This is a genomic window from Caballeronia sp. LjRoot29, assembly GCF_964252755.1.
Classification (GTDB): domain Bacteria; phylum Pseudomonadota; class Gammaproteobacteria; order Burkholderiales; family Burkholderiaceae; genus Caballeronia.
The window spans coordinates 1-10,332 of record NZ_CAXUPU020000070.1; the positions used below are offsets into that span (position 1 = coordinate 1).

General features: G+C 60.2%; 10 protein-coding genes and 1 pseudogene. 4 read left to right on the top strand and 7 right to left on the bottom strand.

The genetic code is table 11. From position 1 onward, the window contains the following. Positions 1-61: 61 nt before the first annotated feature. Together ACSQ83_RS35520 and ACSQ83_RS35525 are read right to left on the bottom strand one after the other, a co-directional pair. On the bottom strand, positions 62-283 hold the full coding sequence (locus ACSQ83_RS35520) for a hypothetical protein (protein WP_436231328.1): 222 nt from the start codon (positions 281-283) through the stop codon (positions 62-64). 205 nt (positions 284-488) lie between these two features. Further along, positions 489-980, bottom strand: a complete 492-nt coding sequence (locus tag ACSQ83_RS35525; protein WP_436231329.1) for an Lrp/AsnC family transcriptional regulator — start codon at positions 978-980, stop codon at positions 489-491. A 337-nt stretch (positions 981-1,317) separates the two neighbouring features. On the opposite strand from ACSQ83_RS35525, the gene ACSQ83_RS35530 reads away from it, so the two are divergent. Beyond that, the gene (locus ACSQ83_RS35530; protein WP_436231330.1) at positions 1,318-1,986 is read left to right on the top strand and encodes a haloacid dehalogenase type II; all 669 of its coding nucleotides are present in this window, start codon (positions 1,318-1,320) and stop codon (positions 1,984-1,986) included. 95 nt (positions 1,987-2,081) lie between these two features. Here the strand turns inward: ACSQ83_RS35530 and ACSQ83_RS35535 are convergent, their stop codons facing one another. Beyond that, entirely contained in the window at positions 2,082-3,407 is a 1,326-nt protein-coding gene (locus ACSQ83_RS35535; RefSeq protein WP_436231331.1) for an NAD(P)/FAD-dependent oxidoreductase, read from the bottom strand. A gap of 128 nt (positions 3,408-3,535) precedes the next feature. Here ACSQ83_RS35535 and ACSQ83_RS35540 point away from each other — a divergent pair, with 128 nt between their 5' ends. The 3 genes from ACSQ83_RS35540 to ACSQ83_RS35550 all read left to right on the top strand — a co-directional run bounded on the left by ACSQ83_RS35540 (position 3,536) and on the right by ACSQ83_RS35550 (position 6,862). Next, on the top strand, positions 3,536-4,642 hold the full coding sequence (locus ACSQ83_RS35540) for a phosphotransferase (RefSeq protein WP_436231332.1): 1,107 nt from the start codon (positions 3,536-3,538) through the stop codon (positions 4,640-4,642). A gap of 114 nt (positions 4,643-4,756) precedes the next feature. Then, the gene (locus ACSQ83_RS35545; protein WP_436231337.1) at positions 4,757-6,073 is read left to right on the top strand and encodes an aspartate aminotransferase family protein; all 1,317 of its coding nucleotides are present in this window, start codon (positions 4,757-4,759) and stop codon (positions 6,071-6,073) included. Positions 6,074-6,079: 6 nt separating this feature from the next. Next, entirely contained in the window at positions 6,080-6,862 is a 783-nt protein-coding gene (locus ACSQ83_RS35550; RefSeq protein ID WP_436231333.1) for a GntR family transcriptional regulator, read from the top strand. 304 nt (positions 6,863-7,166) lie between these two features. On the opposite strand, the gene ACSQ83_RS35555 is transcribed toward ACSQ83_RS35550, so the two are convergent. From ACSQ83_RS35555 to ACSQ83_RS35570, 4 genes and pseudogenes are all read right to left on the bottom strand, one after another. Further along, on the bottom strand, positions 7,167-7,403 hold the full coding sequence (locus tag ACSQ83_RS35555) for a hypothetical protein (RefSeq protein WP_436231334.1): 237 nt from the start codon (positions 7,401-7,403) through the stop codon (positions 7,167-7,169). Positions 7,404-7,944: 541 nt separating this feature from the next. Further along, positions 7,945-8,505, bottom strand: a complete 561-nt coding sequence (locus ACSQ83_RS35560) for a DUF4145 domain-containing protein (RefSeq protein WP_436231335.1) — start codon at positions 8,503-8,505, stop codon at positions 7,945-7,947. 186 nt (positions 8,506-8,691) lie between these two features. Next, on the bottom strand, positions 8,692-9,057 hold the full coding sequence (locus tag ACSQ83_RS35565) for a hypothetical protein (RefSeq protein ID WP_436231336.1): 366 nt from the start codon (positions 9,055-9,057) through the stop codon (positions 8,692-8,694). 108 nt (positions 9,058-9,165) lie between these two features. Then, positions 9,166-10,211, bottom strand: a pseudogene (locus ACSQ83_RS35570) (PDDEXK nuclease domain-containing protein). Between the last annotated feature and the right edge of the window lie 121 nt (positions 10,212-10,332).

The window sequence follows — 10,332 nt, forward strand, 5'->3', positions numbered from 1 at the left end:
ACCTGTCCGAACGATCGGGGCCACCTCTGAATAGAGGACTTCATGGCTGCGTCACGACTAGTTAAGTAGGTGATCCCACCGCGAGGCGCCGGAACGAATAGGTTTCGGGTGGAACCGGCGTGCTGCCTTTACCGCCGAATGCCGAGTCACGCAGCGTCTTCAGCGTCGTGAGTAATGCGACCATCAGAGTGTCGCCGACAGCCGCCCGGCGCGCAATGCCATTGGTGAAAATAGGGAGGGTCTTGCGCCCGGCCTCGGCCATGCGCATTAGACATGCGCTCATGCTTTTATCACCTCCACCGTCTGCATCCTAATGAGCTCGGCCAGCGAATCGTGACATAGAATTTCCGCCCCGGAAGGTAGTTCCTTGTGGAAGGGGGAGTGGCCTTACATAATCCATCATACGCGCCGCACAGCGCGCGCGAAACGCGCAGAGCTCCGCAATATCTGCGAACCGCTTCATCGACCATCGTCGCATGGAGCAAGCCTCACCCCGGAGCAAAGAGGGACTCGAGAGGATAGTGCGTCATGCCGATTGGCGAATTAATGATCACGTAGCTGAAGTACTTCTCGATCCCGATGTCGCGCTCCAGCAGCCCCTCCATCACACTCTGGTAGTGGCTGACGTTACGCGTGACGAACTTGAGCAGATAGTCGTAGCCGCCCGTCGCGTGGTGGCACTCCATGATCTCGTCGACGCCGCGAACAGCATCGACGAAGCGTACGAAGTCTTCGAGACGATGATCTGCGAGCGTGATTTTGGTAAATACCACTTGGAATTCACCGAGCTTCGCGATCTGGATAAGCGCGCCGTAGCCCGCAATGAACCCGGCCTTCTCGAGCCGCTTGACGCGCGTCAGGCACGGGCTCGCCGAGAGTCCGACCGCATCGGCCAGTTGCACATTGGTAATGCGCCCGCGCTTCTGCAACTCGATGAGAATGCGCAAGTCCAGCCGGTCAAGCGTGCAATCCGTTTTCATCTTCCCCTCTCTCCCGGCGTCCGCTCAGGTTGGATCAAGGTGAGCGCCTTGGCGTCCTCGTCAATATGGATAGCAACCCCACTCCTGAATACGACGATCTTGCTGTTCGTACGCGGTGTTCGGCACCGGGGGATATTACACAGCAGGAGCTGCCGCAAATCCCCCGAGAAACGCTTCGAATTTCTCTTTGTCACCGATTAATTCAGCGTCGGCGCGAAATTTTTCCTGATTAAATTTCAACTACCGACATCGCCATCGGTGCTTGCTCGAAGTGGTATCAGGCAAGCTCCCTCATTCAAGAATCCCTTGGGATTCGCCACTCATCGAGACTGAAGACATGATCGACTTCGAGCCGAAATTCATTACCTTCGATTGCTACGGCACCCTCGTCAACTTCCGCATGGCCGACATGGCGCGGGAAATCTACGGCAACCGCCTCCACGGCGACGCGTTGGAAAACTTCGTCAAGCTGTTCGCCGCCTATCGTCGCGACGAAGTACTCGGCGCTTGGAAGCCCTACCGTGACGTCGTCATCAATGCCGTGCGCCGCGCCTGCGAACGCACCGGCGTGCCCTTCCTCGAAGCCGAGGCCGAACAGTTCTACCTGGCCGTGCCGAGCTGGGGGCCGCATCCCGACGTCCCGGAAGGTCTCTCGCGCCTTGCGAAGAAATACAAGCTGGTCGGCCTGAGCAACGCGGACAACGCGCAGATCATGAGCAACATCGAGAAGCTCGGCGCGCCGTTCCATGCCGTCATCACGGCCGAAGATGCGGGTGCCTACAAGCCGCGCATGCAAGGCTTCGAATACATGTTCAAGAAGCTTGAGGTGCAGCCTCACGAAATCCTGCACGTCTCGTCAAGCCCGCGTTACGACCTGATGACCGCGCACGACCTCGGCATTGTCCACAAGGCTCATGTGCTGCGTGGCCACGAACCGGAAGCGCCGGAATACGGTTATACGCCAGTCAGAAGCATCATCGAGTTGGCCGAACAACTCGGCTTGTAAGCCATCCGCGCCACCCTGGCCGCCGTGTTCGACGTCGGCCGCGCCATGCCACTGACGCCTGCCCTAAGGCCGATGGCGCGGCGTCGCCCTGTCGATCAGAACTCGGCTACCTTGCCGCGTACCGATTTGGCCAGGCGCTGCGGGCGATACGGCAACGGATCGACGATCGGCTGCGCGTTCGTCACCAGATCGGCCACCAGATGCCCCGCACCCGGTCCGATTCCGAAGCCGTGGCCGCTGAAGCCGGCCGCAAGGAACAGCCCCGGCATCTCGTCAAGTTCTCCGATGGCCGGCACGCCGTCGGGCGTACTGTCGATATACCCGGCCCACGCATGCGCAACAGCGACCGACGAGAGTGCCGGCAACAGTCGGCGTGCGCGCTGCAACGTCTCGTCGATGGCTTCGCGATCGGGCTCCGGATCGAGCACGCGGTTGCTTTCCATCGGCGTGGGCGCGTCGAGCCGCCATTTCGTCACCGTCTCGTGGCCCGAGCGCCAGCCGGACAGATCTCCCAGCTTGAGGCTGCGCCGACGCTTGGCGAACATCGGCAAGAAATCCTGGACATAGCGCAATTGTTGCAACGTGGGATCGACTTTAGCGCGCCCGCTGATCGCCAGCGTGTGGCCGCCATTGCCTCGACGCGTAATCGACACCTCGGCCGTATGCAACGCATCCGGGATCCCTTGCGCACCCGGCAGGACCGACAGGATCGACGCCCTGACGGACGCCTGCGGAAAGCGGATTCCAAGTTGCCGGCAGAACGACGACGCCCATGCGCCGCCGGCGAGCACCACGGTCCCGGCGCGAATGATGCCGGCCTCGGTGACGACACCGCTTACGCGGCCGCCCTCGGTCTCGAGCCCCCGCGCAGCGCATTGCCGATGCACCGTACCGCCTGCTTGCATGACCCCCAGTGCGATTACCGAAGCGGCGACAGCAGGATCGGCCGTTCCGTCCGATGGTGAGAACACCCCGCCCTTCCACGCCTGTCCGGTCGCGACGCCACGCTCGCTCGCCTGGCGCGCATTTAGCATATGCGTCGTGACGCCGACACCAGCCGCAAAATTACGCCACCGTGCCCAACCTTCGATTTCCTCCGCGTTCTGGCTCAGGTATAGCAGCCCGCAGCGACGGAACCCGGTGTCGCGGCCGATCTCCGCGGCGAGGTTCTGCCACAGTGCCAGGCTCATGGTCGACATCGGCAATTCGCGTGCGTCGCGGTTCTGCTGGCGGCACCAGCCCCAGTTCCGGCTCGACTGCTCCGCACCGATAAAACCTTTCTCGACCAACGCGACCCGCACGCCACGTCGCGCAAGGTAGTACGCGGAACACACGCCAACGATCCCACCACCGATGACGACAACATCGACTTCCCTCGGCAGTGTCGGGGTCGTCTCGATTTTCAGCAGCGGTGCAGGCATGACGCAACTCCAACGTGGTTTGTAGAACAATAACAGGGAAATAAAGGCGAGAAAAAGCTTTATTTTGCGTTTACAATCAATTATTGTCGGACAATAATTGGACTACTTTCGCTTACCCCGGTTCGCCCATGTCCACGCCCATTACTCGCAGCGTCGTATCCGCTACGCCCGCAGCGGCGCTTGATACCCTGCTGGCCAGCAGCCTGTCGGTCAGCTTCTCCCGTCTGGACAAAGCTGATGCGATTGCCATCACGCGCCGCGTTTATGGCATAGATGGCGCAGCTACAAGGTTTTCGACCGAGAAGGACGACACCTTTCGCATCGACGCCAGCGACGGCGCGCGGTACGTGCTCAAAATCTCGAACCCTGGCGAGACGGCTGAAGAACTCGACTTGCAGGTCGCCGCGATGCGGCACGTTGCCGTCGTCGCGCCGGGGTTGCCGGTACCGCGCGTGCTGCCAGGTATTGACGGACAATTCGTTGTGCCGCTCGGATCTTCGACCCAGCCGCATCGTACGGCGAGGTTCTACAGCTACCTGAAAGGCATGCCGCTCGACGCATTGCACCTCAGCGCGCGCAATCGCTACGAGATCGGTGAGGCGCTGGCGCAGTTGCAACTGGCCATGGCCCGCTTCCGCCATCCGCACGAGCACCGGGCACTGGCCTGGGACGTGAAGCACTTGGCGAGTCTGACGGGGTTGCAGGCACATATCGCCGACCCGTTGCACCGCTCACTAATCGAACAGGCATTCGTGCGCTTTGCGGCGATCGAGCCGGCCCTGCGCTGCTGTCCGACGCAAGTCGTGCACAACGACTTCAATCGCTCGAACATCGTCGCCAACCCGGGCGGCCCGAACTTCGTCAGCGGCATCATCGACTTTGGCGACACCGTGCACACGGCGGTAGCCATCGACGTCGCTACGGCGGTCATGAACCAGTTCCCGCTCGACTTCGACGCCGATGGCCCGCACGACCTCTTCGTTGAGGCGCGCGACCTGCTGCGCGGCTATCTCGCGCATGCCCAGCTCAGCGACGACGAACTGCTGCTGATCCCGCACCTGGCCATGGCGCGCGTCGCGGCGCGGGCCTTGCTGACTTCATGGCGCGCGAAACTGTTCCCGGAAAACGAAGCCTACATCCTGCGTTTCACCCGGCCGGGATGGGAACATCTGCGCTGGTTCATGCAACGCGACCATGACGCTGTATCGAATGCCTTGCTTGAGTTCGTCCGCTGACCCACTCACCCCACATCTCCTGATCCCTCTATGAACGCCACCCCCACCTCGCAGCCACCAGTCCTCAACGAAGCCGTCGACACCAGCAAACCCGACGACAGCCTGCGCGGCGACATGCCGAACGGCTTCAATCCGTTGGAGATCTCCCACCTTGACGCCGCCACGCAACAACACATCGCGCGGCGCGTACGGCTGCTCAGTCCGTCGTATCGCCTCTTCTACGCCGAGCCGGTAAAGATCGTGCGCGGCGAGAAGGTCTATCTGTACGACGACCAGGGCAACGACTATCTCGACGCCTACAACAACGTCGTCTGCGTCGGGCATGCCAATCCCCGCATCGTCGACGCTGTTACCCGCCAGCTATCGACGCTCTGTACGCACACCCGCTACATGCAGGAGCCGATCCTCGACTACGCCGAGGACCTGCTCTCGACGTTCAACACGTCGATCCGGCAAGGTCTGATGATGTTCACCTGCACCGGTTCCGAGGCTAACGACCTAGCCATGCGCATCGCGATGCACTACACCGGCAAGACAGGCGTGATCGTGACCAGCGAGGCCTATCACGGCAACTCGCACCTGACCTCGAGCTTTTCGCCGTCGCTGGGCCGCAAGGCCTTGCTGGGCCCCTACGTGCGCACGGTGCCGGCCCCCGACTCGTACCGGATGACGTCGTCCGAGATCGGCCAGCGCATGGCCGAGCAGGTCGCGTTGCAGATCGACGACATCCGCCGGCACGGCGGCGGCCTGGCGGCGTTCATCGCCGATTCTTTTTTCTCGTCGGATGGCGTATTCGCCCACCCGACTGATGTGCTGGCGCCGGTGGCCGAGATGGTGCGCCGCGCTGGCGGCCTGTTCATCGCAGACGAGGTGCAGTCGGGCTTCGGGCGCAGCGGTACGCATATGTGGGGGCACGAGCGCCACGGAGTTGTGCCTGATATTGTCACGCTGGGCAAGCCGATGGGCAACGGCTATCCAGTGGCGGGTCTGGTCGTGCGTCCCGAAATCGTCGCCGGCTTTGGCCAGGACATGCGCTACTTCAATACCTTTGGTGGTAATTCAGTGGCGGTCGCTGCCGCGCAGGCCACGCTCGACGTGCTGCGCGACGAGCACGTGCTGGACAACGCGCAACGGGTCGGCGCGATCATGCTCGAGGGGTTGAACGGGCTGGCAAGGAAATACGAGTGCATCGGCGACGTGCGCGGCACGGGTCTGTATTTCGGCGTCGAGATGGTGCGTGATCGCGCGAAGAAGGACACCGACATCGCGACGGCGCTCAAGGTCGTCAATGGGCTGCGCCAGCGGCGCGTGCTGATCTCGGCGACCGGGCCGGACGCGAGCGTGCTGAAGATTCGACCGCCGCTGGTGTTCGCGGCCAAGGACGCCGACCGCCTGCTGACGGAGCTGGACGTTGTACTCGCCGCGCTGTGATCCTCGATGGCCGGTCGCGCCAACCAGCCGGTCATCGACAGGCGGCATGTTGAGGTGCATCCGCCGCATATAATCGGGGTACCCACGAACTATCGCGATATGAGTGCATCAATTCCCAAACCGGCGAGCGTTGCCGAGGCAGCAAGGCCCACAGCCGTCGAAGCGCTGGCCGAGAAGCTCAAGACCCGCATCCTGAACGGTGACTTCGCGCCGGGCGAGTACCTGCGTGACATCAGGATGACCGAGGAGTACGAAGTTTCGCGCAGCACATTCCGTACGGCCGCACAGTTGCTGGTCGGGCGCCGCATCCTGCGTCAGGTGGCCAATCGCGGGTTCTTTGTGCCTGAGTTCTCGGCCGACGACATCGTTGATGTGACGCGTTTTCGGGGCGTGCTCGAAGTCGAGGCAGTGAAGATGATCGTGCATACCGGGCAAATCCCGATCGATGCGATTAATGCTGTCGAGCGGCTGCGCAATGCCCCCGGCGACGCGCCGGTCTGGTTCATGGTGGCCGCGGATCGCGACTTCCATCGCGCGATTGTGTCAGCCAGCGGCAGCGAGCGGCTGCAACGCAGCTACGAAGCGATCGAGAGCGAGATCGAGTTACTGCTGGTGCAGCGCCAGCATTATTACGAACACCCGAAGGAAATCGTGCGCGAGCACGAGCATTTAATCGCCTGCCTGAAGACGCGCGACTTCGCGACCGCGCGCGACGCCTTCCTCGAACACTGGGATGATTTGCGCGTTAAGCTGCTGCGCGTCGAGGCGAACAAGCTGCGGGTGCGCTGAATTGGCCCTTGGCCCGTGCCCGCCGAGTCGCCTCCCATGGCACGTAATTCTGTCGAATTAAAGGGACTTTCCTGTTCCGAAACGGCGGCGGAGGCCGCCAATGGGCAATAACGTGCCGTGACGAAGTCTCGAAGCCATTAACACGCATCGTGGGCGATACGACCAGATGCGCGTTTTACCATCCGGCATACCCATGGGAAAGTCATCTGAGTTCCCTTTCCCTTCGTAGCTCGGATTGCAGCGATACTGAGATTAAAGGCTTTCGTCTAACTGACTTTGCGCCTACATCTCCCTCGCCCTCGTTTTAGCCCAACCATTTTCCGGCCTTGGCCGGGGTTGTCGCGGCAACACGTACTAATGCCTCGGAAGACACACGCATCAGATCTTCAGCAAATTCCTTCACTACTGCCACCCACTTAACACTTCCAACCTGGAAGTCGTTGGGATTTAGTTTCCCTTGAGCACGCCGGATCGCGACCAGCGACAGAGCGAGTACACGCGCTTCGAGGAAAAGTTGATCCTCTTTACTGGGTCTTTCCATTTCGCCTCGGTCCACCGTTTTCCCCAGATTCGCTTACCTGCCGATAAATGTTGTGAATGCCGTCGCTTTTGAAGGTCGTTCAACGCGTTACTTGATTGTCCGCAGCCGCCACGAAAACTTTAGAAAAACGCTGGCGCCTCTTCGTGGACCTCCAGGCGAAGTGCACGATGGACCAGCACCTAAAGGATTTACTGTCTTCGCCAGTAGCGCAGTGGCGCGCTCCCGGCGGTACAGGGACCGCCGCGGGTGCTGATCCGAAACAGGCATCAGTGAGATTGACCCGTTCCCAAGAGTCGTCGCATGCTTTTCCCCTGATTCGTCGTCGCAACGCCTCTGGCATGAGTCAGCAACGCTAACCAAACTCCTCTTTGGAAACATCGGAAGGTATGGTGGTCACGTGGTAGAACGCTGAAGCGTTACGGCTTCTTTTTTCCGCGGCATGCGATTTGCCGCCGCGGGCCAGCACGGCTGACTCGGCCAAGTCGGTTTCATGTAAAAGCCGCGATATTGCACCTGCGCATCACGAACACGCCCTTTGTATTTACGCTTCAGCTTTCTTTGCTCGCTTGGGTCGGAGATGACGAGGTGGGATGGCGTCCTTCATAGCCAACGCCTTCTTGTCGTTCATCACCGTGCGATAGATGAAATGCTCCAGTGTCGACAGCAGCGTTTCGAAGTGCTCTGCAGTCGGCGACCAGCCACGGTGCGCGGCAGCATTCCCCGCGTCAGCAACCGTCCCCAAGGTCATAGCTTCGGTCTCGCCGATGAAGCCCCCCTCATGAAGCTTTTTGATTTTGCCCTCAAGAGTCTCGCCAGGGTCGATCTTGAGGATCGTGGTCGCCCGATCGAAAGCGGTTCTCAGGCCAACAGACGCGAGAAAGTACGACCCACCGTCGCGTGCCGTGTATGTCTCGGTCAGGATTTCATGCAGCGGCGGATCGATTTTGGCTAGAGACCATACCCAGTCCGGTTTGGCGTCTTTCCGGTCGGGCGCTGGGTACGTTCTGATCTCGTAGGACGTGTCCTGATGAAATTTACCGGTCGTGGGATCTTGCCAATAGTCCACGTTCTCGGAGTTTGAACTGGTGAGTTGATAGAACACCGTCGAACAGCCTTTGCATTGCAATAGCTGATGGTCCTCGCGCCCGCTTACGGTGCTCTGCTCGTCGTGCCACACCTCTTTGAAATAGCCATGTATCTCGCAGTTACGCTCACCGTCGCAACGCGGGCAATGGGCTTTTATCGGTCCGTCATATTCGCCTGGATGATCAGATTGTCTTTGTTTAATTCATTCTTCGTCAGCTACGTGGGGCACCTGCTCCCATCCGGTTTGCGGTGCAAGCGCAATGATTTTCACGATCTGCCCGGTGTGGTGCGACGGGACGACTCGGTCACTCTCGGGGTATTCCTCGCCGGTTGAATAGACGCGCCGGAGATCATCGATGGACTTCCACAGTTCTTCCGGCTCCACTCCGCGGTCAGCGTCTATCTGAAACCCGATGAGCACATGCCGCTGTCCGCGACCGATACCGTATCCGCGCGCCTCAAGGGTTCGGCGGTTGTTCCATTCGTCGTGGTAGATCACCAATTGCGTAAGGGAAACCGCGCGATCGAGGTCGTCTCGATTCTCGTCGTCGTCGTGCTTGCTATCCATTAGCGTTGTCCCTGCCGGATATTTACATAGCTCCGAAACATGCAGCCTACCCCGTCTGTAAAATGCCAAGTCACGCCAGTGATTCGCGCACCTGCTGGTGCGCCTGTATTAAATGTCGGGCAAATCTGGCCGAAGCTCTGCTTCAATCTCGTCGATCGACGGCAGCGTTGTTCCCAGTGATTCGGGCACCTGTCGAAGCAACTGATACTCGGCCACGCCCATTGGCTTGGCGACGCCTCGCAGCGCATATTCCGCGACCAACCGATTCTTTTCCTTGCACAGGAGCAAGCCGATCGTAGGTTGATCATCCGGCGCTTTCACCTGCGCATCGATCGCAGAAAGGTAGAAGTTAAGCTGGCCCGCATACTCTGGACGGAATGGGGTCGTTTTCAGTTCAACGACCACGTAGCGGCGCAGTTTCAAATGGTAGAACAGGAGATCAATGAAAAATTCGTCGCCTCCGACGTCCAGCCGATATTGCCGCCCGACACACGCGAATCCTGCGCCTAACTCAAGAAGGAACCGGGTGATATGACGGGTAAGCGCCTGCTCAATGTCACGTTCCTGAGCATCTTCTGTCAGACCAAGAAAGTCGAAAATGTATGGATCCTTCAGGGCATCCCGGGCAAGATCGGACTGTGGCGAGGGTAAGGTTTCCCGAAATTGGTTACGGCGCTGCCGGCTCGCGTATAGGCAGCCGCTGTCTCGATCTGCATAGTCAGCACCTGCCGCGACCAGCCATGCTCAAGCGTCTTGCCGGCATACCAGCTTCGTTGCTCCTGGTCCTTGACCTTGTCCAGCAAGGTACAAAGATGGAACCAAGGCAATTGTGCAGCAGGCTGCTGCACAAATTCCGCGTCGGGCCACGCCTGCGCCAGCGAGCGCATATATTTCAGGTTCCGCGGGGAAAAACCGCGCATGTCGGGAAACGCTGCTTTCTGGCCCCGGGCAAGCCGGTCAACTACTCCGGCGCCCCACCCCTGGCGCTGCTGACGATCCAAGATTTCCCGACCAATCTGCCAGTACAGCGTCACGAGTTCGCAGTTCACGCTGGTGACTGCGCGAAGTCGAGTTCGCTCGACCCTCTGTTTAAGTTCAGCGAGCCAGCGTCTGTAGTCGTCGCCCCACGAATCGTTGGGCAGGTTATCGCTCATGCAGTCTCTACCGTTGCCGTTGATCAAGGCTCATTATCCGGGCATCGACAACCTCGGGCAATCGCGGGCTTCGAGAGCCTACAGATCCAATGGACGTGACAGGCGTGTGTGTGTGTGTGTG

Bases quoted from the DNA above. Each gene is read 5' to 3' on its own strand.
- ACSQ83_RS35540 (WP_436231332.1), top strand. From the start codon at position 3,536: ATGTCCACGCCCATTACTCGCAGCGTCGTATCCGCTACGCCCGCAGCG.
- ACSQ83_RS35545 (WP_436231337.1), top strand. From the start codon at position 4,757: ATGCCGAACGGCTTCAATCCGTTGGAGATCTCCCACCTTGACGCCGCC.
- ACSQ83_RS35565 (WP_436231336.1), bottom strand. From the start codon at position 9,057: ATGGATAGCAAGCACGACGACGACGAGAATCGAGACGACCTCGATCGC.
- ACSQ83_RS35555 (WP_436231334.1), bottom strand. From the start codon at position 7,403: ATGGAAAGACCCAGTAAAGAGGATCAACTTTTCCTCGAAGCGCGTGTA.
- ACSQ83_RS35530 (WP_436231330.1), top strand. From the start codon at position 1,318: ATGATCGACTTCGAGCCGAAATTCATTACCTTCGATTGCTACGGCACC.
- ACSQ83_RS35550 (WP_436231333.1), top strand. From the start codon at position 6,080: ATGGCCGGTCGCGCCAACCAGCCGGTCATCGACAGGCGGCATGTTGAG.
- ACSQ83_RS35520 (WP_436231328.1), bottom strand. From the start codon at position 283: ATGAGCGCATGTCTAATGCGCATGGCCGAGGCCGGGCGCAAGACCCTC.
- ACSQ83_RS35535 (WP_436231331.1), bottom strand. From the start codon at position 3,407: ATGCCTGCACCGCTGCTGAAAATCGAGACGACCCCGACACTGCCGAGG.
- ACSQ83_RS35525 (WP_436231329.1), bottom strand. From the start codon at position 980: ATGAAAACGGATTGCACGCTTGACCGGCTGGACTTGCGCATTCTCATC.